General features: G+C 55.6%; 21 protein-coding genes and 2 rRNA genes. 6 read left to right on the plus strand and 17 right to left on the minus strand.

The genetic code is table 11. From position 1 onward, the window contains the following. Positions 1–69: 69 nt before the first annotated feature. The gene (locus GJQ55_RS11380; RefSeq protein ID WP_228345084.1) at positions 70–381 is read right to left on the minus strand and encodes a hypothetical protein; all 312 of its coding nucleotides are present in this window, start codon (positions 379–381) and stop codon (positions 70–72) included. Between the two features lie 71 nt (positions 382–452). Next, the gene (locus GJQ55_RS11385) at positions 453–2,042 is read right to left on the minus strand and encodes a peptide chain release factor 3 (RefSeq protein ID WP_228345085.1); all 1,590 of its coding nucleotides are present in this window, start codon (positions 2,040–2,042) and stop codon (positions 453–455) included. Positions 2,043–2,212: 170 nt separating this feature from the next. Between GJQ55_RS11385 and GJQ55_RS11390 the strand changes: the two genes are divergently transcribed. Together GJQ55_RS11390 and GJQ55_RS11395 are read left to right on the plus strand one after the other, a co-directional pair. Next, positions 2,213–3,448 carry an ATP-binding protein gene (locus tag GJQ55_RS11390; RefSeq protein WP_228345086.1) on the plus strand — a complete coding sequence of 412 codons (1,236 nt, stop codon included), beginning with the start codon at positions 2,213–2,215 and terminating at the stop codon, positions 3,446–3,448. Continuing rightward, positions 3,441–3,980, plus strand: coding sequence for a response regulator transcription factor (locus GJQ55_RS11395; protein WP_228345087.1), 540 nt, complete (start codon positions 3,441–3,443; stop codon positions 3,978–3,980). Before GJQ55_RS11390 ends, GJQ55_RS11395 begins: the two co-directional genes overlap by 8 nt. Positions 3,981–4,005: 25 nt before the next feature. Here GJQ55_RS11395 and GJQ55_RS11400 read toward each other — a convergent pair whose 3' ends face one another. The 5 genes from GJQ55_RS11400 to GJQ55_RS13470 are packed head-to-tail and all read right to left on the minus strand — an operon-like array spanning position 4,006 to position 7,658. Next, the gene (locus GJQ55_RS11400; protein ID WP_228345088.1) at positions 4,006–4,668 is read right to left on the minus strand and encodes a hypothetical protein; all 663 of its coding nucleotides are present in this window, start codon (positions 4,666–4,668) and stop codon (positions 4,006–4,008) included. Next, a complete protein-coding gene (rimI, locus tag GJQ55_RS11405; protein ID WP_228345089.1) occupies positions 4,665–5,108 on the minus strand; it encodes a ribosomal protein S18-alanine N-acetyltransferase in 444 nt (147 codons plus the stop codon). Before rimI ends, GJQ55_RS11400 begins: the two co-directional genes overlap by 4 nt. A gap of 2 nt (positions 5,109–5,110) precedes the next feature. Then, positions 5,111–5,857, minus strand: a complete 747-nt coding sequence (locus tag GJQ55_RS11410; RefSeq protein ID WP_228345090.1) for a hypothetical protein — start codon at positions 5,855–5,857, stop codon at positions 5,111–5,113. 2 nt (positions 5,858–5,859) lie between these two features. Next, complete coding sequence (locus GJQ55_RS11415; RefSeq protein WP_228345091.1) at positions 5,860–7,410, minus strand: 2-isopropylmalate synthase; 1,551 nt, start codon at positions 7,408–7,410, stop codon at positions 5,860–5,862. A 47-nt stretch (positions 7,411–7,457) separates the two neighbouring features. Then, positions 7,458–7,658, minus strand: a complete 201-nt coding sequence (locus GJQ55_RS13470) for a thioredoxin family protein (RefSeq protein ID WP_420907166.1) — start codon at positions 7,656–7,658, stop codon at positions 7,458–7,460. A gap of 36 nt (positions 7,659–7,694) precedes the next feature. On the opposite strand from GJQ55_RS13470, the gene GJQ55_RS11420 reads away from it, so the two are divergent. Then, the gene (locus GJQ55_RS11420) at positions 7,695–7,928 is read left to right on the plus strand and encodes an FAD:protein FMN transferase (protein WP_479266826.1); all 234 of its coding nucleotides are present in this window, start codon (positions 7,695–7,697) and stop codon (positions 7,926–7,928) included. Positions 7,929–7,967: 39 nt separating this feature from the next. On the opposite strand, the gene GJQ55_RS11425 is transcribed toward GJQ55_RS11420, so the two are convergent. The 5 genes from GJQ55_RS11425 to GJQ55_RS11445 form a co-directional block, all read right to left on the minus strand. Then, positions 7,968–8,498 (minus strand): SPOR domain-containing protein, encoded by a 531-nt coding sequence (locus tag GJQ55_RS11425; protein ID WP_228345092.1) that lies wholly within the window; start codon positions 8,496–8,498, stop codon positions 7,968–7,970. 35 nt (positions 8,499–8,533) lie between these two features. After that, positions 8,534–10,219, minus strand: a complete 1,686-nt coding sequence (argS, locus tag GJQ55_RS11430) for an arginine--tRNA ligase (RefSeq protein ID WP_228345093.1) — start codon at positions 10,217–10,219, stop codon at positions 8,534–8,536. A 486-nt stretch (positions 10,220–10,705) separates the two neighbouring features. Beyond that, on the minus strand, positions 10,706–11,302 hold the full coding sequence (locus GJQ55_RS11435) for an FMN-dependent NADH-azoreductase (protein ID WP_228345094.1): 597 nt from the start codon (positions 11,300–11,302) through the stop codon (positions 10,706–10,708). Between the two features lie 105 nt (positions 11,303–11,407). Continuing rightward, positions 11,408–12,790 carry a ribonuclease J gene (locus GJQ55_RS11440; protein ID WP_228345095.1) on the minus strand — a complete coding sequence of 461 codons (1,383 nt, stop codon included), beginning with the start codon at positions 12,788–12,790 and terminating at the stop codon, positions 11,408–11,410. A gap of 58 nt (positions 12,791–12,848) precedes the next feature. Then, positions 12,849–13,718 carry a hypothetical protein gene (locus GJQ55_RS11445; RefSeq protein WP_228345096.1) on the minus strand — a complete coding sequence of 290 codons (870 nt, stop codon included), beginning with the start codon at positions 13,716–13,718 and terminating at the stop codon, positions 12,849–12,851. 173 nt (positions 13,719–13,891) lie between these two features. On the opposite strand from GJQ55_RS11445, the gene GJQ55_RS11450 reads away from it, so the two are divergent. Then, complete coding sequence (locus GJQ55_RS11450; RefSeq protein WP_228345097.1) at positions 13,892–14,593, plus strand: AzlC family ABC transporter permease; 702 nt, start codon at positions 13,892–13,894, stop codon at positions 14,591–14,593. After that, positions 14,590–14,916, plus strand: coding sequence for a branched-chain amino acid transporter permease (locus GJQ55_RS11455; RefSeq protein ID WP_228345098.1), 327 nt, complete (start codon positions 14,590–14,592; stop codon positions 14,914–14,916). Before GJQ55_RS11450 ends, GJQ55_RS11455 begins: the two co-directional genes overlap by 4 nt. Before the next feature lie 20 nt (positions 14,917–14,936). On the opposite strand, the gene GJQ55_RS11460 is transcribed toward GJQ55_RS11455, so the two are convergent. Then, positions 14,937–15,647 (minus strand): HNH endonuclease, encoded by a 711-nt coding sequence (locus tag GJQ55_RS11460; RefSeq protein WP_228345099.1) that lies wholly within the window; start codon positions 15,645–15,647, stop codon positions 14,937–14,939. A 252-nt stretch (positions 15,648–15,899) separates the two neighbouring features. On the opposite strand from GJQ55_RS11460, the gene ilvD reads away from it, so the two are divergent. Next, on the plus strand, positions 15,900–17,735 hold the full coding sequence (ilvD, locus tag GJQ55_RS11465; RefSeq protein WP_228345100.1) for a dihydroxy-acid dehydratase: 1,836 nt from the start codon (positions 15,900–15,902) through the stop codon (positions 17,733–17,735). A gap of 50 nt (positions 17,736–17,785) precedes the next feature. Here the strand turns inward: ilvD and GJQ55_RS11470 are convergent, their stop codons facing one another. The 4 genes from GJQ55_RS11470 to GJQ55_RS11485 form a co-directional block, all read right to left on the minus strand. Beyond that, a complete protein-coding gene (locus tag GJQ55_RS11470; protein ID WP_228345101.1) occupies positions 17,786–19,213 on the minus strand; it encodes an ATP-binding cassette domain-containing protein in 1,428 nt (475 codons plus the stop codon). A 14-nt stretch (positions 19,214–19,227) separates the two neighbouring features. Next, positions 19,228–19,572: a histidine triad nucleotide-binding protein gene (locus GJQ55_RS11475; protein WP_228345102.1), complete on the minus strand. Its 345-nt coding sequence runs from the start codon at positions 19,570–19,572 to the stop codon at positions 19,228–19,230. 493 nt (positions 19,573–20,065) lie between these two features. Next, a 5S ribosomal RNA gene (rrf, locus tag GJQ55_RS11480) occupies positions 20,066–20,181 on the minus strand. A 165-nt stretch (positions 20,182–20,346) separates the two neighbouring features. Continuing rightward, a 23S ribosomal RNA gene (locus GJQ55_RS11485) occupies positions 20,347–23,234 on the minus strand. Positions 23,235–23,320 lie beyond the last annotated feature (86 nt).

Genomic DNA, 23,320 nt, shown 5'->3' on the forward strand with positions numbered 1-23,320 from the left:
AGGAAGGAATCACGCAGCGCAAGCAATCTGCCGCACAGAATTCCAGCAGCCGGAACCGGCGCCCTGGTCTCAGTAATGTTCCGGCTCACGGAACTTGACCAGTCCGTAAATCAGGACCAGCAAGGTTACCATAATATCGAGCAAAATCCCCAGCGCCATGGCCGAGGAAGTTTCTTCCTGCTGGTCGTAACCGAGCGACTGGCCGGTATAAAAGAAACCGGCACTGACCAGAAACGCCACCAGAATACAGGCAATCAGGTAGTAGCCTTTGGCATCATCGAGCGTCAGCCGTTCTTCCAGCACCTGCATCTGCAACAGATAATAAGCGGTATACGCCAGTGAGCCGGCCAGCAACATGCCAATCACAAAAAACACAATCATGTTATTTCCCTTTCAGTAACAATCCGACAATCCTAGCCCAACCGGGGCAGGCTTCAAGCCGGCACAGTGTCTCAGTGCTCCCGGGTGGCGCTGAACTGAACATCCGGCCAGCGCTCCTGGGTCAGGCTCAGGTTAACCCGGGTCGGCGCGATATAGGTCAGGTGACCGCCGCCATCAATGGCCAGGTTTTCTGCCGCCTTGCGTTTAAAGTCTTCCAGCATTTTATGATCGTTACAGTACACCCAGCGGGCGGTGTGTACCGATACCGGCTCATAAATACATTCCACTTTGTATTCATCGCGCAGCCGCTGCTGCACCACATCAAACTGCAGCACACCCACTGCACCCAGAATCAGGTCGTTATTGTTCAGCGGCATAAACAGCTGCGTCGCCCCCTCTTCTGATAACTGCTGCAAGCCTTTCTGCAACTGCTTCATTTTCAGCGGATCTTTTAAGCGCACCCGCTTGAACAACTCCGGGGCAAAGTGCGGAATACCGGTAAACCGCAGAGCCTCGCCTTCGGTAAAGGTATCGCCAATCTGAATGGTGCCATGGTTGTGCAGGCCGATAATATCGCCCGACACCGCTTCTTCTACATGCGAGCGGTCGCCGGCCAGAAAAGTAACGGCATCGGCAATACGAATATCTTTACCAATGCGCACATGCTGCATCTTCATGCCCTTGGTGTAAGTACCGGAGCAGATTCGCATAAAGGCGATGCGGTCACGGTGCTTGGGATCCATATTGGCCTGAATTTTAAAAATAAAGCCGCTGAATTTTTCTTCCGTCGGCGGCACCGGACGGGCATCGGTTTCCCGTGGCAGCGGCGCGGGTGCCCATTCGACAAAATAATCCAGCATTTCGCGCACACCGAAATTAGCCAGTGCGGTACCAAAAAATACCGGGGTTAATTCGCCGCGCCGGTATTCATCCAGATCAAATTCATGGCTGGCACCCTGCACCAGCTCAATTTCATCAGTCAGTTCAGCCACCAGTTCCGCACCCAGCAAGGCGGCCGCTTCCGGCGACTGCAAGCCCTGAATCTGAATATCATCCGGCACCACACTGCCCTGCCCGGGGGTAAATACGTGAATGGTATCGGTGATCAGGTTGTAGACGCCTTTAAAGGCCTTGCCCATACCAATGGGCCAGGTGACCGGCGCACATTTGATTTTCAGGATGGTCTCGATTTCATCCATCACCTCAATATGGTCGCGCACTTCACGGTCCATTTTGTTAATGAAGGTAAAAATCGGGGTATCCCGCAGGCGGCAGACTTCCATCAGTTTAATAGTACGGTCTTCCACACCCTTGGCACCGTCGATCACCATCAGCACCGAGTCCACCGCCGTCAGCGTGCGGTAGGTATCTTCCGAGAAGTCTTCGTGGCCGGGGGTATCCAGCAGGTTGACCATGCGGCCCTTATAAGGAAACTGCATCACCGAGGTGGTAATGGAAATACCCCGCTCCTGCTCCATCTGCATCCAGTCAGAGGTCGCCATACGGCCGGTCTTTTTGCCTTTTACAGTACCGGCCAGCTGAATGGCATTACCCAGCAGCAGCAGCTTTTCCGTAATGGTGGTTTTACCCGCATCGGGGTGGGAAATAATACCGAAAGTACGGCGCTGACCGACTTCCTCTGTAAAGGCTGACTTCGACATCGCTTGCGATCTTCTTCAGGGCGGCAAGCCAGGGCTGCCGCAGGGTGATTCTGATCCCGCGCGGATCAGTCTGAGGGGCGCCATAATATGCAAAGGACCGCTTTTTGACCAGAAGCAAGCTTTACCACAACAGTCATCGCCGCGGCCGCCGGCACTGATATAATGCGCCGATGAATCCGAACCTTAATTCTGTAGTGCAGCGGCTGGCCTTGTTGCGACTGGCGATTGCCAGCGTCTGGCTGATCTTTCTGCTGTATCTGCAACTGAACCATTTTGCCGGTCTGGGCATCGCCTGGACCTTACTGGGCTTATACCTGCCCCTGTTATTACTGAACGCCTGGCAGGGCTGGCAACGGCCCGTACAGGACTGGCAACTGTTGCTGCACCTGGCGGTGGAATGTCAGCTGCTGACCGGCCTGCTGTTTTTCACCGGCGGCGTGACCAACCCCTTTATTTCTTACTTTCTGGTGCTGCTGGTCATTGCCGCCTACAGCCTGCCGGCCCGTTTTGCCTGGCTGATCGCCATTATCGGCATTACCGACTACAGCGTGCTGACCCAGTGGTATCAACCGCTGTTAAGTCACCATATGCATGGCATTTCCGGCAGTTCGTTATTCGATCTGCACCTGGGCGGTATGTGGCTGACCTTTGTCATCAGCGCACTGATCTTTATGACCCTGATTCCGTTGTTGCTGCGCGCCGGCCAGCAACAGCAGCAGGAAATTCAGCAGTTACGCGAGCGCCAGTTAAAGAATGAACAGCTGATTGGCATTGCGACACTGGCCGCCGGCACCGCCCATGAAATGGGCACGCCGCTGATGACCATGCACATGGTGCTGGACGAGGTGGCCCACCAGCCCGAACACTTAATCAGCGCCCACGACCTGCATATCCTGCGCGAACAGGTGGCCCAATGCCGGCAGTCTTTGCAACAACTGGCCCGGGCCGGCCGCGAGGTGCACCACACCGGGCAACAGCAGGCCCACCCCTGGCTGATGACCTTGCTGCGACGCTGGCGCCTGAGCCATCCGAATGCGCTGTGGGTGGATGATGGCATTGCCTGCAAAGCCGTCATTCCGTCTTCCCCCCTGCTGGATCAGGCCCTGCTGAATCTGCTCGATAACGCCGCGGAAGCCGGCCGGCAGCCGGTGCACCTGCACAGTTCGGTGCAGGATGGCTGCTGGCAGCTGCATATCGTCCAGCCCGACCCGCAAGCTGCCGCACACATCCGTCAGCAGCATTTATTTGTCAGCGATAAGGAACAGGGCATGGGCCTGGGGCTGTATCTGAGCAACGCCAGTGTGGAACAATTCGGCGGCACCATTCATCTGCAGGCGCAGCACGATGGCAGCAGCTTATGCCGGTTACGCCTGCCCTTATGTACCCGGGACAACCACCATGGCTGAACGCATTCTGCTGATTGACGACGACCCGCACTTTACCCAGGTGCTGAGCCGCAGCCTCGAGCGCCGGGGGCATCCCTGCGCGACGGCCGCCGATGGCCCGGCCGCCCTGACGGCCGCACAAACATTCCGGCCTGACTGGATGGTGCTGGATTTACGGCTGGAAAAAGAATCCGGCCTGAGCCTGATTCAGCAGTTAAAAAGCCACTGCCCGCACAGCCGCATCGTCATGCTCACCGGCTACGCCAGCATTCCAACGGCGGTCGAGGCGGTGAAACTGGGAGCCTGGAATTATCTGCACAAGCCGGCCACCCTGCAGGAATTACTGGCCGCCTTTGCCGACGGCAGCAGCAAACCGGGGAGCCTGAACCCTGAAGATACCGACACAGAAATAATGTCAGTCGACCGGCTGGAGTGGGAACATATTCAGCGGGTGCTGAACGAACAGGCGGGTAATATTTCCGCCACCGCCCGGGCATTGAACATGCACCGCCGCACCCTGCAGCGCAAATTACAAAAATACGCGCCGCGATGACGTTAACGGGATTAAAAAAGACGGCTCAGCGGAAATAGGATTCGTCGTCGAAGGTACTGAGCCAGCGGCTGTGAAACACCACCATACCGGTAATAAACATGCCATTGACCACCCCTTCCGGAAACATCATCAGCGGCAGATAACGCAAAAAGTCATGCCACAGCGCCGCCAGGCTATAAATACCCTGCGCCCACAGCGCCAGGCTCTGGGCAATATCCGCAGCCATCTGCGCCAGCCCGGCATTCAGAAAGCCGGCGACCAGAATATAAATAAAGGGGTTGTGCGGCAGTCGCTGCCACACCTGCCACCAGAAGGCATAACTGCACAGCACCGGCACGGCCACCGCCAGCACAAACTGATAGGGTGCCGCCGCCCACCAGAGCTTGCCCGACAACACCAGCAACAGCTGCACCAGTGCGCCGGCCAGCAACGCCAGCCGCCAACCCATCAGCAAAGTAGCGGCAGTTAACCCGTACAGATGAAAATGCAACCCAGGCCGGATACCAGCCTGCAAGCTCCACAAGATTGCCAGCACCACCACGGCACCGAAGAAGAAATGCTGCGCACCACGGTGCTGGCGCAAAGCCTGCCAACCGGCATTACGACCCGCCACCAGCAGCAAGCCCACTGCCACCGGCAACGCCAACCATAAAGCCAGCGGGCTGAGCAGCCCGGCCGGTAGCATCATGGCTGCAGGTCCATGCAATACAGCAAGGCATCCTCGCTGCCCTGCGCCGTGGGGTAATAATTGGGCCGGCAACCGGCCTGACAAAAACCCATGGATTCGTACAAAGCGATGGCCGGCTCATTGCTGGCGCGCACATCCAGAAACCACTGTTCGGCACCCTGCTGCTGCAGCTGTTGCTGCAAATGGTTCATCAGGGCGCGGCCGTAACCACGGCCCTGCTGGTTGGGATCGACGGCGATCATCAGCAATTCGGCTTCGCCGGCAATCAGGGTATTCACGGCATAAGCCAGCACCCGGCCATCCTGTTCCAACACCTGTACACAGCCGGATTTGGCCAGATAGCGGCGTAAGACACTTTCCGGCCAGGGATGAAAATGGGCGGCCCGCTCGATGGCCAAAATGGCTGGTATATCCTGCTCAGTGGCCATGCGGATTAACATGCTCAGGCTCCACACAGAGCCAGCAAATCCAGCCACAGCTGGCGCTTGGCGGCGGCACTGCGCTGCAGTTCCGGCAACGACGCAATATGGCTGCGCGGTTCGGTACCAATCTGTTGCAGCCAGTAACGACTGTCCTCACCCACCGTTACGGCGGCCAGCGTATCGGCTCCGCACAGGTGCTGCCATTGCGCCTGCAGCGCCCGCAAGGCAACCGGGGTGGTCTGATCGTCGTGCGCCGAGGCAATAAAAGGCCAGCGGAACTCCTGCGGCGGCGGCACAAACTGTGCCTGACCGGTGAGTGCCTGCTGAATACGGAACAGCAGGGGGGGCAACTGTTCAGCCGCCTCAGCCTGATCACAGACCCAGATAAACGGCAGGCTGGTGCGGAAGAAATACAGCCGGAACTGCGGTACGACGGTCGGATCCGGCGCAGCAGCCGTGGTGTTTTCCACCGCGGCGGTAACAACCGGTGCAGCAACCGCCGCAGCGGCGGTGGCGGGTTCAGCGTCCGGCTCCAGCATCGCCGTCAGATTCGGCCGCGCACCGGACGCGCTGTGATGCAGCAGCTGATTGGCCGCCGGATGGGCAATATGCCCGCCCGGGTGCGCAAAGGAGGGTTTCGCCTGAGCAGCAGCCGCAGTCGTTTCCGGCAGCCAGCGCGGCGCCGGACCATGCGGCAATGGCTGACGTGGCAACCATTGCACCACGCCCATGGCCTGCAGGTAATCGAGGCGCCGCTGTTCCAGCATGCTTATACGCCGTCGGCTTGCGGATGCTGACGGGCAGCCCCCGACAACAACAGATTCAGCGCATGAATGTACGCCTTGGCCGAGGCCACCACGATATCGGTATCCGCACCGCTGCCGTTAACAATGCGGCCGCCTTTTTCCAGCCGCACCGTCACTTCACCCTGGGAATCCGTGCCCTGAGTAATGGCATTTACCGAATACAGCAACAGGTTGGCACCGGACGCAGCAATGCTTTCAATGGCTTTCAGCGCGGCATCCACCGGACCACTGCCGTTGGCTTTGGCGCGTTGTTCCTGACCGTTATGGCTGACCACCACTTCTGCAACCGGCGTTTCACCAATGGCGGAATGGCATTCCAGCGCCACCAGCTTAAAGGTTTCGGGGGCGGCATCACTGATCGCTTCGCTGACCAGCGCCTGCAGGTCTTCGTCGAAAATTTCGTGCTTTTTATCGGCCAGCTCTTTAAAGCGGGCAAAGGCATCGTTCAGGGCGGCGTCGGTGTCGAAGGTGACGCCCAGCTCTTCCAGCCGGCTGCGGAAAGCGGCGCGGCCGGAGTGTTTGCCCATCACCATTTTATTGGCGCCCCAGCCCACATCTTCGGCCTTCATAATTTCGTAAGTTTCACGATGTTTCAGCACGCCGTCCTGGTGAATACCGGACTCATGGGCAAAGGCGTTGGCGCCAACGATGGCCTTGTTCGGCTGTACCGGGAAACCGGTAATGGACGATACCAGGCGCGAGGTCGGTACGATGTGTGTGGTATCAATGCCGGTTTCCAGCCCGAACAGGTCGTGACGGGTACGCAGCGCCATCACAATTTCTTCCAGCGCGGCGTTACCGGCGCGCTCGCCCAGACCGTTGATGGTGCACTCAACCTGACGCGCGCCATTGGCCACCGCAGCCAGTGAGTTGGCCACCGCCAGACCGAGGTCGTTGTGGCAATGCACCGAGAAAATGGCTTTGTCAGCGTTGGGAATACGCTCCAGCAGGGTTTTGATTTTATAACCGAACTCTTCCGGAATGGCATAACCCACGGTATCCGGAATATTAATGGTACGCGCACCAGCGTTGATGGCGGCTTCAATAATGCGGCAGAGGAAATCGTTTTCGGAACGGCCGGCGTCTTCGCAGGAAAACTCGACATCTTCCACCAGACTGCGGGCTTTTTTCACCGCATACACGGCCTGCTCTACCACCTGATCCGGTTGCATGCGCAGCTTGTACTGCATGTGGATGGGTGAGGTGGCAATAAAGGTATGAATACGCGCCCGTTCGGCTTTTTTCAGCGCGTCGGCGGCGTGTTCAATATCGCGGTCAACGGCGCGGGCCAGACTGCAGATGGTGCTTTCGCGTACGGCCTCGGCCACCGCCTGAATGGCAGCAAAATCGCCCGGCGAGGCAGCGGCAAAACCGGCTTCAATCACATCGACGCGCATTTTTTCCAGCGCTTTACCAATGCGGACCTTTTCTTCTTTGGTCATGGATGCGCCGGGGCTTTGTTCGCCATCGCGCATTGTCGTATCAAAAATAACCAAACGGTTCTGCTGGCTCATAGGCTGCTCCAATGCCGGAAAAAATCAGGCGCTTAGTATACGCCTGATCAGCAGCTATGGCAGCAAACCGGACGCCGGTAATTGCACCTGTACGGTACAGCCACCACCAGGGGTATCGGTAAAGCTGAGTTTGCCGTGATGGCGTTCGACTTCACCTTACAGCTGGTGCACCAATCAGCGTACCGATCCAGCACCACCGGGCGGCCATCCGCCTGTGCCTGCTGCAAGGCAGCGTTCAGTGCCGCCACGGTATCAACACGTCGGAACAATGGGCCGGCGGCCTCCTGGCCACATCGGGCAACCGCAAACGTTTTTTATTAAAAGATGGCGTGCGTTACAGCCATATTCTGAATCCACTCAGCGGCTGGCCTGTTACCCAGGCCTTTCCGTCGGTCACCGTGGCCGGCCCGACCTGTGTGCAATGTGGCTTGATTGCCACGCTGGCGTTGCTGCAGGGAGCGCAGGCGGAAGCCTTCTTACAGAAAACCGGCCTGCGTTACTGGCTGGTGCGCCCTTAAGCAGCGCGTATTGTTAGCAGCGCTTATTTTTAACAGCGCTTATTTTTTCACCACTTCCCGCAATTCCAGCGGGCTGATGCTGCGCGCCACCAGCTGGTCGTGGGCTTTATTCAGATGCGAGCGGTCAGTGAAGGGGCCAACGAATACCCGGTGCCAGGTGCTGCCATTGACGCTGCTTTCCTGACGATAAGCCGGCATGCCTTCCAGCAACAAGCTGGCGCGCAGGCGTTCGGCATCATCGAGCGAGCGGAATGAGCCGGCCTGCAGGCGGTACTCATACTTCACATCGTCTTTCGGTGTGGACTTGTAAGCATCCACCTTAGGCACTTCCACGGTCTGGTTTTCCAGCAATTTGTAGAAGTCGTAATCCGGTTTCGGCGTGTCTTTGGCCGATTCTTTCAGCTTCTCTTTACCCTGCTGTAACGCTTTACGGGCCTCGCCCTTCACTGCATCCAGCTCATTACTGGCGGGAATGGTGGAGATGTAGAGAATAAACCCCAGAAATGCCACCGCCAGGGTGGGCGTTATTACCCACACCCAGCGGGGAATGCTACTGCCTTTGTCTGCCATAACCGTTCCGTTAATCCTGTGCTGAAAGTGCCGGTTTACATTTCTTCCGGGGCGGAAACGCCCAGCAAGCCCAGACCATTGGCGACCACCTGGCGTACCGCTTCGGCCAGCGCCAGGCGGCCATTACGCAGGTTTTCATCGTCCACCAGGGTTTTTTCAGCGTTGTACCAGGCGTGGAAATCACCGGCCAGTTCGCGCAGATAGGTGGCAACCATGTGCGGTTCGTTGTTGTTGGCGGCGTTGCTCACCACTTCCGGGAAGCGACCCAGTTTCACGATCAGGTCTTTTTCACTGTCCAGCGTCAGAGCGCTTAAGGCGGCCAGACCCGTTTCAGCGTTCCAACTCTGACCGGCTTCGGCCAGCTTGCGGAAAATAGAGCACACCCGGGCATGGGCATACTGGATGTAGTACACCGGGTTATCGGACGACTGCGAACGGGCCAGGTCGATATCGAAGGTCAGCTGACTGTCGGCTTTACGCGCGGCCAGGAAGTAACGGGTAGCATCGCGGCCGACTTCGTCGATCAGGTCGCGCAGGGTCAGATAGGAGCCGGCCCGCTTGGAGATTTTTACCTCTTCGCCACCACGCATCACGGTCACCATCTGATGCAGCACGTAGTCTGGCCAGCCCTGGGGAATACCGGCGTTCAGTGCCTGCAGACCGGCACGGACACGGGTAATGGTGCTGTGGTGGTCGGCGCCCTGCTCGTTCACTACGCGGGTGAAACCACGGTTCCATTTGTCCAGGTGGTAGGCCACGTCCGGTACGAAATAGGTGTAGCCGCCATCGGTTTTGCGCATCACGCGGTCTTTGTCGTCACCGAAATCGGTGGTGCGCAGCCACAGCGCGCCACCCTCTTCATAGGTGTAACCGTTGGCGATCAGACGCTGGACGGCGTTTTCGACTTTGCCATCGGTATACAGCGAGGATTCGAGGAAATAGACATCAAAATCCACCCCGAAGGCTTTTAAATCGAGGTCTTGCTCATGGCGCAGATAGGCCACGGCAAAATGGCGAATGGCTTCCAGATCATCGGCGTTGCCGGTACCGGTAAAGCTCTGGTCTTCCGAACGCACGGTATCGCCGCGCATAAAGCTGGCAGCCAGCTCCACAATATATTCACCCCGGTAGCCATCTTCCGGCCAGCTGGCGTCGTCCGGGGTCAGGCCTTTGCAGCGTGCCTGTACGGATAACGCCAGATTGTTAATCTGCGCGCCGGCATCGTTGTAATAAAACTCACGGGTAACGTCCCAACCGGTGGCTTGCAGCAGACGGCACAGGCAATCGCCCACCGCCGCACCACGGCCATGACCAATGTGCAGCGGCCCGGTCGGATTAGCGGATACGAACTCCACCTGCACCTTGCGGCCGGCGCCATCGTTGTTGCGGCCGTATTGTTCCCGCTGCTCCAGTACTGCCTGCACCAGGCTGGCGGTGGATGCTTCACTTAAATAGAAATTGATAAACCCCGGGCCGGCGATGTCGGTTTTCGCCACCAACGTATTAACCGGCAGCGCGGCCACCAGCAGCTGCGCCAATTCACGCGGATTTTTACCCGCCGGTTTGGCCAGCATCATGGCCAGGTTGGTGGCCAGATCACCGTGGGCTTTGTCGCGGGTATTTTCGATCTGAATGCGGGGCTCCAGATCGGCAGGCAGAGTGCCCTGAGTTTTCAGTGTGGTGACAGCAGCAGACAAAAGCTCGGCGATTTGCGGTTTCATAAGGGCAATCGGACCTGATCGGATAAGCGGAATGGGAAAGGGGCGGGATTATCGCAAAAATGCCGGTGTGGGTGAAGCAAAGCCGACCACGCCTGCTGCAGCGGGGTTTTTACCGGTTATCCCCGGCTTATCCTCGCACCATCCAGAGTTTTCCCACACAGTTATCCACAAAATAAAATCAATACGTTATGCGTGTTTATTAACGCCATAACACAGCAACAGACCTCAGCCTACTGATTTAATTCAGAAAAACTTCTTGAAAAACAGCGCCAGTGCTGGTTCTGGCGGGTTTTCATACGATCGTTTAAATTTTCACCGATCTGAGCGGAAACACTGCACGGTCGGGGCTGACAGCAGTTACCCCAATCTTATCCAGAAAGTTATCCACAGAAACTCTGGATAACCCTCAACAGCATGGGGCAGAAAAGAAACCGGCCGGGAATCCGGCCAGTTAAGTCTTGCAGCGGTGCCGTATGACGGTGGTGCTTACAGCGCCGCGATTTCTTCGCTCGCCGCCGCCAGCGCCTGGGCCTTGGCGTCGTCACCCATGTTCAGGCCTTCGGCGTGAATCATGCGCACATCGGTCAGGCCGATAAAGCCCAGAATGGTTTTGATAAAGGGCGTCTGTGAGTCCAACGGAGTGCCTTTGTAGTTACCACCACGAGCGGTGATGATGGTCACCGGCTTGTTGGCCAACAATCCCACCGGGCCGGTTTCGGTGTATTTGAAGGTCACCCCGGCGCGGCACAGCTGGTCAAGGTAAGACTTCATCTGCGCCGGCACGGTGAAGTTGTACATTGGCATACCGATCAGCACTTCATCGGCGCTGCTGATTTCTTCAATCAGCGCATCCGAGTAGGCCACCACGGCTTTCTGCTCATCATTACGGTCATCGGCCGGAGTAAAAAAAGCACCGACAACGGTGGCATCCAGATACGGCGGTACATCGGTGGCCAGATCACGCACCACCACAGTGCCGTTCGGGTTTTTCTGCTGCCAGTTGCTGATAAATTTTGCCGCCAGCTGACTGGATTGGCCGTTATCACCAAAGATGCTGCCTTTAACGTACAGAAGAGTGCTCATGTTGTGCTCCGATAAACAGGGTTAACGAGGAATGGGGCCATTCTGCTGCAGCAAACACCTGAATAAAATCGCAAAAAACTGAAGCTAACCTTCGATTCTGTCGAATCAATCAACCCGCACCAGCTTACCCTTGTCCCAGCCGAGCCGGCCGGTCTGTACTTTCTGGCGCTGAATGCCGGGATTATTACTGAGCATAAACAGGTCGCCGTTCCGTCCGGTCAGGATGCGCGGCACGCCGCAGGCTTTCGCCAATTCTGCATGGGCCTGCATGTGCACGGCTTCGCCATGTACCGGAATGGCAATCTGCGGCTGTACCCAGCGGTACAGGGTTTCCAGCTCTTGCTGGGCCGGATGCCCGGAGGCGTGAATGGGCTTAATCGCCATTTCGGCGGTGATTACTTCCACGCCGCGGCTTTCCAGCTGCCGGATCAGCCCGGCAATGGAGTCTTCGTTGCCCGGAATGGCGCGGGCGCTGAAAATCACCCGGTCGCCGGGTTCCAGATCAAAATCGGGATGCGTGCCAGCGGCCAGCCGGCGCAGTGCTGTGCGCGGTTCGCCCTGACTGCCGGTGGCCACGGCCAGCACTTCATGGCGTGGTAAATACCCCAGGTGCCCGGTGTCCACGGTGCCGGCACTGTAGGGCCAGACTCCAGCGCGCTTGGCGCACTGGAACATGGTCACCATCGAACGACCGTACAGGCCCATATAACGGCCGGTATCGTCCGCCACATGGGACAGGGTTAACAGGCGGGCGATGTTGCTGCCGAAACAGGTAACAATCACCCGCCCCGGTGCGGTTTCAATGTAATGGCGCAGGCCTTCGTACAGCTCGCCTTCGGAAGCAGAGTGACCATTCACCGTGGCGTTGGTGGAATCACACACCATGGCGCGCACACCTTCCGTGGCCAGTTGGGTAAAGGTGTCTTGCCGGTAGCCATGCCCGACCATCGGCTCGGGGTCGAGTTTCCAGTCGCCGGTGTGGAAAATATTACCGGCCGGAGTGCGGATCATCAGCGCGTTGGGGTCGGGGACTGAATGCGTCAGCGCCAGCCATTGCACATTGAACGTGCCAATCTGCAGGCGCTCGCCGGTCTCGGGCACGATGATTTTTACCCGGTGCAGCAAGCCCTGTTCGACCAGTTTCTTCTTCAGCACTTCGGCGGTGAACCGCGTGCAATACACCGGGCAACGTAACTTAGACCACAGGTAAGGCACGGCCCCGATATGATCTTCGTGGGCGTGGGTAATAATCAGCCCGGCCAGCTGGTCACGGTGGCGGACGATAAAATCCGGATCAGCCATCTGAATATCTGGCTCTCCGGCCTGATGCACCGAACCATCCGCTACAACGCGGCCGGGACGCGGGAAGGTCACACCGCAGTCCACCATCAGCCACTGGCCATCGTGGCCGTACAGATTCATGTTCATGCCGATCTCACCGGTGCCGCCTAACGGCAGAAAGAACAGATCGCGCTCAGAAGGAGTCATGGTTAGTCCGGTTGTGTGGCGAATATTTTTTAAATGCTGTGCTGGGTATTGTTACCGTTTACTGCGGCAAACTGAATTCCACCGCACCGTTAAGCTCAACCGATTCCTCACCGCTAACGGCCAGTTCGAGCCGGATTTTGCCATTATCCAGTTGGGTCACCCGATAGCTGCCACTGCGCAGATTCAAACTCTGCATATTAGGTGCTGCAATATTCACGTATTCATGGTTGCCCAGATTGCCGCCTGTACCGCTAAAATCAAGGCTACTGACCCCGACCACAAATCCCGAACCGTTGCGCTCATCAATATATTTGCAGTCGGGATAAACAGAGCAAGTGCTGCTGACAATATCAATGCTTCTGCGCGGACCACTGGCAAATTGCACACTGGATATTTCCACCCGGTCGGCATGCCACGACGTCCCCATGATGCTGCCCTGCAATGGCTGGTTTTTAAAGTCATAACAATACTGACGCAGAGGCTGCGGCGGCTGTAACGCTAATTGGCGCATGTCTTCGCGCAGGGTACGACCGAATTCCACGTAATAACGCTGACCACGGGCAACCATATAAATCTGAACGTCGCGCTCCGGATAACAGAATGCCGAAAAACCCATCACCACGCCCTCATCATTCACGGCCTTCACCCGGAAGCTGTCCGCCTTTAAGCTCCAGCCGTCTTTCAAAGCCAATACAGCATCCGGGTCGCTGACGTAATGTTTGGCGGCGTAATCAAAGTTATATTTGGCCAGCGTCTGATACAGGTACATGGCGGTATCGGCTTTCCATTTTTCCTGCTGATCAGCCGGGCTGAATTCGGCTTCAGTGGCAGCCGCAGTATCAGTTGTTTTGGCACCTGTTTCACCGGCGGTCTGATCCTGACCACAGGCAACCAATAGCGCCAGCAAACACATGGTTATGAATCTCATTTTTTCTCCCTTAAAAGTCATCAGTGCTGCTCTGCGGCAGCCCGGCGGCGATTCTAACGCCGCTCTCTGTTCTCCACCATCTGCCGTGCAACATAACGGCGTCACCACGGTGCTTGTGGCCCATCATCACAATGCTTACACTGCCGCCCTGCTTATCTGACCCTGTTCTGTTTATGTCCCTGTCTCCCCTGAATGCACTGGTGCTGCGTACCTCGCTGCCGGTGATGTTTGGCTATTTGCCCTTAGGCGCGGCCTTCGGCGTGCTGTTCAGCGAGCTGGATTACCACTGGCTGTACGCCACGGCGATGGGGCTGTTTATTTACGCCGGCGCCGGACAATTTCTGGCCGTGGGATTACTGGCCAATCAGGCAACGCTGACCGAAATGGCGGTGGCCACCCTGCTGATTAATTCGCGCCATATTTTTTACGGCCTGTCATTAATCAGCCGTATGCCCAACCGGGGCTGGCGCCGCCTTTATCAGATTTTTGGCCTCACCGATGAAACCTACTCGCTGATTACTGCCACACCGCTGCCGGCGGATATCGACCGCGGCCAGTTCCAGCTGCGCATTACTGCAGTGAACCAGCTGTACTGGGTTATAGGCTGCACCCTTGGCGCCTGGCTTGGCAGCCAACTGGAATTCAACACCGCCGGCATCGCCTTTGTATTACCGGCGCTGTTTATGGTGCTGACCATCGAACAGTACAAACACCTGCGCGATATGCGTCCTTTTATTGCCGCCCTGCTGATTGGCTTCGGCACATTGCTGCTGATCAGCCGCGAACAGATGCTGCTGATTGCCATTCTGCTCAGCCTCAGCGTGCTGATGATGCAATACGCCGCGCACCGCTCACCCAGAGGGCCTGAAGCATGAACGAATTCTGGCATCTGAGCAGTGTGATTGCGCTGCTGGCGGGCGTTACCTTCCTGACCCGCGCGCTGCCTTTTATGGTGCTAGGACGGGTGGCCGACCACCCGCTGCTGGAACACCTTGGTCGTTTTCTGCCGCCAATAGTGATGGTGCTGCTGGTGATTTATTCGTTTAAAAACGACGTGGCATTCTCGCTGGATTTTCTGCCCGAACTGGGCTGCCTGCTGCTGGTAACGGCGCTGCACCTGGCGTTCCGCCAGGCGCTGATCAGTATTGTCGGAGGGACGGCGATGTATATGCTGCTGATGCAGATTGGGGTGGGGTGATTACCCTGATTTATACGACGTCAATACGGTGCTTTGCGAAAAACACAGTCACGGTGAAACTCTAAAAAACCCAGATGTTGCTGCGCGAGGCGAATGTTCATATCTGCTCGAATGCCCAACACATCCGGGTGAGATAACTGCGGTGACAGTAAAATATCACCCGTATCTTTAAAGCTAATAAATCCACCGTCGAAGGCTTTATCCAGCGTAGGTAAAAGAAGTAAGCCGTTAAAGTGATCCAGTTTTTCCGCGTTGCTAGACACACGCCAAGGTTTAATATGCGATGCGACCAAAAAGCTAACATCTTGATAGCCCGTCACCGCGCATCCTTGCCAATAGCCGATCAGCCTGGTACGAAAGTCACCCTGTCCTACGCGAGTTTTAACGAGACGACTTTTTTCGGTTTCCGTCATGTTGGGTTGCTGAAAAATCTCATCAATGTCGACTTCAATATCCGAATCAAACCCCGCTTTTAAATAATCCGCGAAGCGATTCAAGGCACTGCTGTACATAGAGTTGCCGACGCTGTTGCGTTCAATAAAGATAGGTAACTGCTTTAGCTGCTCTGTCACCACATGAAATTGTGCGAGTCCGGAGATAGAGGTTAGAGGACCGTCGATCAAACCCGCACTTTGCGCCCATTCAGACATAACGCCCTGCACACTGGACAGATATTTTTTCGCCGAAGTATCTGATAACCCCTGCGCTCGCATCCATTCGTCAAAGGTCATGCCGTGAGTCCTCATCGTATTAGATCAACCATTTCGTTGCTGAAGTGAGTTTTATCACTTAATTCGTATGCATTGAACCCTATCGGGAGACCCGTTTGAGATAACCATCGTGAACGACCAATTCAAAGTTACTCACAACCCTCCTCTACTTCATCGCTCATCGTGGATAACAAAATAGGCAGATGAGCTATTGCGCTGCGGCTGATACAATGTGGCTCTTATTTTTCAGCCGCAGACCAGACGAGGGACACCATGCCTGAATACCGTTCCAAGACCTCTACCGCAGGCCGCAATATGGCCGGAGCCCGGGCGCTGTGGCGCGCTACCGGGATGAAAGATGACGATTTCCAGAAGCCGATCATTGCGGTGGCGAACTCCTTTACCCAGTTCGTACCTGGCCACGTGCATCTGAAAGACCTGGGTCAGCTGGTTGCCCGCGAGATCGAGAAAGCCGGTGGTGTGGCCAAAGAGTTCAACACCATTGCGGTGGATGACGGTATCGCCATGGGTCACGACGGTATGCTGTACAGCCTGCCATCGCGTGAAGTGATCGCCGATTCGGTTGAGTACATGGTGAACGCGCACTGCGCCGATGCCATCGTTTGTATTTCCAACTGCGACAAGATCACTCCGGGAATGCTGCTGGCGTCGCTGCGCCTGAACATTCCGGTGATCTTTGTGTCCGGCGGCCCGATGGAAGCCGGTAAAACCAAACTGTCTGAGCACAAGCTGGATCTGGTTGATGCGATGGTGATCGCCGCCGACGATGCTGCCAGCGATGAAAAAGTGGCCGAATACGAGCGCAGCGCCTGCCCGACCTGTGGTTCCTGCTCCGGTATGTTTACCGCCAACTCGATGAACTGCTTAACCGAAGCGCTGGGTCTGGCTCTGCCGGGTAACGGCTCGCTGCTGGCGACCCACGCCGACCGTGAACAGCTGTTCCTCGAAGCCGGTCGCCGCATTGTGGAAATCACCAAGCGTTACTACGAAGAGAACGATGAGTCGGTTCTGCCGCGTTCTATCGCCAGCTTTAAAGCGTTCGAAAATGCGATGACGCTGGATATCGTGATGGGTGGTTCAACCAACACCATTCTGCACCTGCTGGCTGCCGCTCAGGAAGCCGAGTGCGACTTCGATCTGAAAGACATCGACCGTCTGTCACGGGTGGTTCCGCAGCTGTGTAAAGTGGCGCCAAACTCGCCGCTGTACCATATGGAAGACGTACACCGGGCCGGTGGCATCATGGGTATCCTGGGTGAAATCGACCGCGCCGGTCTGCTGCACAATGACCTGCCGACCGTTCACAGCAAAACCATGAAAGAAGCGCTGGATAAGTGGGACATCATGCGCAACCCGAGCGAAGAGGTTGTGAAGTTCTATAAAGCCGGTCCGGCCGGTATTCCGACCCAGACTGCGTTCAGCCAGAGCACCCGTTGGCCAACGCTGGACGGCGACCGCGAAAACGGCTGTATCCGTAATATCGAACACGCCTATTCGAAAGAAGGCGGCCTGGCGGTTCTGTACGGCAACATCGCCCTCGATGGCTGTGTGGTAAAAACCGCCGGTGTGGATGAATCCATTCTGGTATTCCAGGGTAAGGCGAAAATCTTCGAAAGCCAGGACGATGCGGTAAAAGGCATTCTGGCCGATGAAGTAAAAGCTGGTGATATCGTCATTATCCGCTACGAAGGCCCGAAAGGTGGCCCGGGTATGCAGGAAATGCTGTACCCGACCTCGTACCTGAAATCCAAGGGGCTGGGCAAAGCCTGTGCGCTGCTGACCGACGGCCGTTTCTCCGGCGGTACCTCTGGTCTGTCGATTGGTCATTGCTCTCCGGAAGCCGCAGCCGGCGGTGCTATTGGCCTGCTGCGGGATGGCGATATTATCAACATCGATATCCCGAACCGTTCGATTAATGTCGACCTGAGTGCAGAAGAACTCTCACACCGTCGTCATGAGCAGGACAAAAAAGGCTGGAAGCCAGCGGCCGAGCGCCCACGTAAAGTGAGCACCGCACTGAAGGTTTACGCCAAGTTCGCCACCAGCGCCGACAAAGGTGCGGTACGCGATAAATCCTTGCTGGATTAATGGCGGTAAGGGCATAAAAAAACCCGGCAATTGCCGGGTTTTTTTATGGGTTATTGCCTGCTTATTTCGATACGACTAGCACCATCCTGCATACGGAAGAATAACCGCTGCTGAATGGCTGCCGGTATTTCATCGGCATGATGAGTAACATACAGCAGCGTAATTTTCTGCTGTTCTGCCAGTCGGGCAATAAAAGCCAGTACCAGATGGCGGCTGGGGTCATCCAGTCCCTGACAGGGTTCATCCAGAATCAATAACGGCGGCTGCTTAATCAGCGCCCGCGCAATTAATACCAGCCGCTGTTCTCCATAAGATAAATGCTGCAGACTTTGGTTGGCCTTATGACGTAACCCAATTAACTCAAGCCACCTTAACGCCAGCTGTTTATCATCATCGCCACTGCTGCGGTACAGACCGATACTGTCGTACAAACCGGAAATAACCGTGGTCAGCACATTGGTGGAAGCGCGGTATTCCCACTGCAACGCCGATGACACGATGCCGATGTGCTTTTTAATATCCCAGATACTTTCGCCACGGCCACGGCGCATACCGAACAAATACAATTCGTTGCTGTAGCACTGTGGATTATCGCCGGTGATTAACTGCAACAAACTGGTTTTACCGCAACCATTCGGCCCCTGAATCGCCCAGTGGCAGCCAGGCTTAATTTCCCAGTTCAGATCGCTGAATAACACCCGCTCATCATAACGGATACGGGTATTCACCATGCGTACCAAAGGTTGGTCGGCTGGCAAGGTGTCAGCATTTGGGGCCGCTGGAAAATCACCGAGCGGACGATTGAAGTGCATTAACCCCTGCACTTCCGGGCGCGCCAGAACGTCGTCTTTATGTCCCTGACATAACAGCTCAGCATCGTGCATAAAGGCCAGATGCGTTATCCAGGATGGAATTTCATCCAACCGGTTAGCTACCCAGAGCATCGCCTGACCGGCCGCCTGCTGCTCCGTCAGCAGCTGCAATACGCGTTCACGACTGAGCTGATCCAGGCCTTCCAACGGTTCATCCAACACCAATAAATCTGGCTGGTCCTGCAAGGCACGAATCAGCAAAACCTTGCGGCTTTCACCGGTGGATAACGCCCGAAAACCGGAATCCAGAAGATGACCTACCTGCAGGAAATCAATAAGGTGCTGCACCTTAGCCAGCGGTGCCAGGTAATCACGAATTAACGTACCTTTATCCGGTTCATCGGTAATGTCGCTTTCGTCTTCTTTGCGTTCCAGTTCAATCTGACGGGCCTGTGCCTCCAATGACACAAAGGCCACCCTAGCTGGCAAGTTCATCGCCTCACCATGACTGAGTACAACCTGATCCGCTGTCAGCATCGACAGCACGGTTTTACCGCTGCCATTGGTGCCGGTAATCGCCCAGCACTCACCCGGCTGGATATTCCACTGTGGAACAGAAAGAAAACGCCCGTCGTAGAGACGGGCTTTGATCGCAGAAAACTGCACGCTTGATAATCCTCTTAACCCGGAGGCCAATGCAAATCACGGCCGCCAATAATATGCAGGTGCAGATGGAATACAGACTGACCGGCACCTTCGCCGTTATTTACCACCAAACGGTAGGCCTCACCAAAACCTTCCTGAGCGGCAATTTTGCTGGCCGTCAGCATCAGATGGCCCAACAGAGCCTGGTCTTCCGGCACCGAATCACACAAACGCGGAATGGGCTTACGCGGAATCAGCAGAATATGCATGGGCGCCGCCGGATAAAGATCGCGGAAGGCCAGACACAGATCATCTTCATACACGATGGTCGCCGGTAATTCACCGCGGGAAATTTTGCCGAAAATAGTATCTTCAGACATACAACACTCCTTGAATTGAAACCGCACCATAGGAAAAAAAATCGCTGCTGACAATCAGATAAAAGTTAAGGGGTTACAAGGTCATCGTTGCATATGACTAACCAGTAGGACAGCGGATCAGCACTGGTCGCTCGCCAAAGGGCGAGCACCAGGTAGGTTAACAATGAAATATCCACAATATCGCAAACCAGCTGTTAGATCGGCGTTACTGATTGATCGCCTCACATGGGGACCAGCGGCAGGAGCCGCTGGCACAGCTTGCTGCCCGCAGGGCGAGCACCAGGGATGGTGCGAGTGATACCCCGCGGCCGACAGAGCACGTTCGTGCTCACGGCCCTGTGGGCCCCATTCGAGAGTGGGTTTATCGTCAGCGTAAAAGACTGATCGGCAGGACAGCCGATCAGCACAGCTCGCTGCCCGCAGGGTTGTGCACAGGGAGGTGCACAATGAAAAAACCCCCGATAGCGCGAGCTACCGGGGGTTTTGAATAAGAGCTTGACGATGACCTACTCTCACATGGGGAGACCCCACACTACCATCGGCGATACTGCGTTTCACTTCTGAGTTCGGAATGGATTCAGGTGGTTCCACAGCTCTATGGTCGTCAAGCAAACCTTTATGAAGCATTGTCGTCTTACGTAGTCTGCGACGTTTCTTCAAATTAGGGCGGATACATGAGTTTAAATTGGATTCTCTCGCGAACCGGCGGTTGCCTGGTCTGTTTCTTAACTCAGTTTTCTGAGTGTTACCACTCACACCAAGTTTGGGTGTTATATGGTCAAGCCTCACGGGCAATTAGTATCAGTTAGCTCAACGCCTCACAACGCTTACACACCTGACCTATCAACCTGGTAGTCTTCCAGGGCCCTACAGGGAACTCGAAGTTCCAGTGAGATCTCATCTTGAAGGAGGTTTCCCGCTTAGATGCTTTCAGCGGTTATCCTGTCCGAACTTAGCTACCCGGCAATGCCACGGGCGTGACAACCGGAACACCAGAGGTTCGTCCACTCCGGTCCTCTCGTACTAGGAGCAGCGCTTCTCAAATCTCAAACGCCCACGGCAGATAGGGACCGAACTGTCTCACGACGTTCTAAACCCAGCTCGCGTACCACTTTAAATGGCGAACAGCCATACCCTTGGGACCGGCTTCAGCCCCAGGATGTGATGAGCCGACATCGAGGTGCCAAACACCGCCGTCGATGTGAACTCTTGGGCGGTATCAGCCTGTTATCCCCGGAGTACCTTTTATCCGTTGAGCGATGGCCCTTCCATACAGAACCACCGGATCACTATGACCTACTTTCGTACCTGCTCGACGTGTTGGTCTCGCAGTTAAGCCGGCTTGTGCCATTACACTAACCTCCTGATGTCCGACCAGGATTAGCCGACCTTCGTGCTCCTCCGTTACTCTTTGGGAGGAGACCGCCCCAGTCAAACTGCCCACCATACACTGTCCCCAGCCCGGATAACGGGCCTAGGTTAGAACCTCAAACATACCAGGGTGGTATTTCAAGGACGGCTCCACTAAGACTGGCGTCTCAGCTTCAAAGCCTCCCACCTATCCTACACAGATAGGTTCAAAGTTCAGTGCAAAGCTACAGTAAAGGTTCACGGGGTCTTTCCGTCTAGCCGCGGGTACACTGCATCTTAACAGCGATTTCAATTTCACTGAGTCTCGGGTGGAGACAGCTCCGCCATCATTACGCCATTCGTGCAGGTCGGAACTTACCCGACAAGGAATTTCGCTACCTTAGGACCGTTATAGTTACGGCCGCCGTTTACCGGGGCTTCGATCAAGAGCTTCGCTTGCGCTAACCCCATCAATTAACCTTCCGGCACCGGGCAGGCGTCACACCCTATACGTCCACTTTCGTGTTTGCAGAGTGCTGTGTTTTTAATAAACAGTTGCAGCGGACTGGTATCTTCGACTGGTCTCAGCTTACGGGGCAAGCCCTTCACCAAGTCCAGCGCACCTTCTCCCGAAGTTACGGTGCCATTTTGCCTAGTTCCTTCACCCGAGTTCTCTCAAGCGCCTTGGTATTCTCTACCTACCCACCTGTGTCGGTTTCGGGTACGGTCTCTTTGTAACTGAAGCTTAGAGGCTTTTCCTGGAAGCATGGCATCAACCACTTCGGACTCCGTAGAGTCACCGTCATCACACCTCAGCATTGAAATCCCGGATTTGCCTAAGATTTCTGCCTACATGCTTAAACACGGACAACCAACGCCGTGCTGGCCTAGCCTTCTCCGTCCCCCCATCGCATTACAAAGAGGTGCAGTAATATTAAACTGCTTCCCATCGACTACGCATTTCTGCCTCGCCTTAGGGACCGACTAACCCTGCCCCGATTAACGTTGGACAGGAACCCTTGGGTTTCCGGCGGGGGAGTTTTTCACTCCCCTTGTCGTTACTTATGTCAGCATTCGCACTTCTGATACCTCCAGCCTGGTTCACACCTTGACCTTCAACGGCTTACAGAACGCTCCTCTACCATGCACAAAGTGCATCCGTAGCTTCGGTGTATAGTTTGAGCCCCGTTATATCTTCCGCGCAGGCCGACTCGACTAGTGAGCTATTACGCTTTCTTTAAAGGGTGGCTGCTTCTAAGCCAACCTCCTAGCTGTTTTAGCCTTCCCACATCGTTTCCCACTTAACTATAACTTTGGGACCTTAGCTGACGGTCTGGGTTGTTTCCCTTTTCACGACGGACGTTAGCACCCGCCGTGTGTCTCCCGTGATTGAACTCATGGGTATTCGGAGTTTGCAAAGGGTTGGTAAGTCGAGATGACCCCCTAGCCTTAACAGTGCTCTACCCCCCATGGTTAGACACGAGGCGCTACCTAAATAGCTTTCGAGGAGAACCAGCTATCTCCGGGCTTGATTAGCCTTTCACCCCTATCCACAAGTCATCCCCTACCTTTTCAACGGGAGTGGGTTCGGTCCTCCAGTTGATGTTACTCAACCTTCAACCTGCTCATGGATAGATCGCCCGGTTTCGGGTCTATACCCAGCGACTGAACGCCCATTTAAGACTCGGTTTCCCTACGGCTCCGCTATTCGCTTAACCTTGCCACTGAATATAAGTCGCTGACCCATTATACAAAAGGTACGCAGTCACCGAACTAAGTCGGCTCCCACTGCTTGTACGTACACGGTTTCAGGATCTATTTCACTCCCCTCACAGGGGTTCTTTTCGCCTTTCCCTCACGGTACTGGTTCACTATCGGTCAATAAGGAGTATTTAGCCTTGGAGGATGGTCCCCCCATGTTCAGACAGGATACCACGTGTCCCGTCCTACTCGATTTCACTGCTTATAGGTTTTCGTATACGGGGCTATCACCCACTACGGCCGCACTTTCCAGAGCGTTCTACTAACCACAAAACAGCTTAAGGGCTGGTCCCCGTTCGCTCGCCACTACTTAGGGAATCTCGGTTGATTTCTTTTCCTGCGGGTACTTAGATGTTTCAGTTCTCCGCGTTCGCCTCTGCAACCTATGTATTCAGTTACAGATACCTGCCTTATGACAGGTGGGTTTCCCCATTCAGAGATCTCCGGGTCAAAGGTTATTTGCCACCTCACCGAAGCTTATCGCAGGCTATCACGTCTTTCATCGCCTCTTATTGCCTAGGCATCCACCGTGCACGCTTAGTCACTTGACCATATAACCCCAAACCGTTTTAACTCTTACAAGCTATGAAGAGTAAAACTTTAATGGCTGGAATTATGAGTTAATCGATCAAGCAAC

It is taken from the genome of Venatoribacter cucullus (genome assembly GCF_016132445.1).
GTDB classification, from domain to species: domain Bacteria; phylum Pseudomonadota; class Gammaproteobacteria; order Pseudomonadales; family Oceanobacteraceae; genus Venatoribacter; species Venatoribacter cucullus.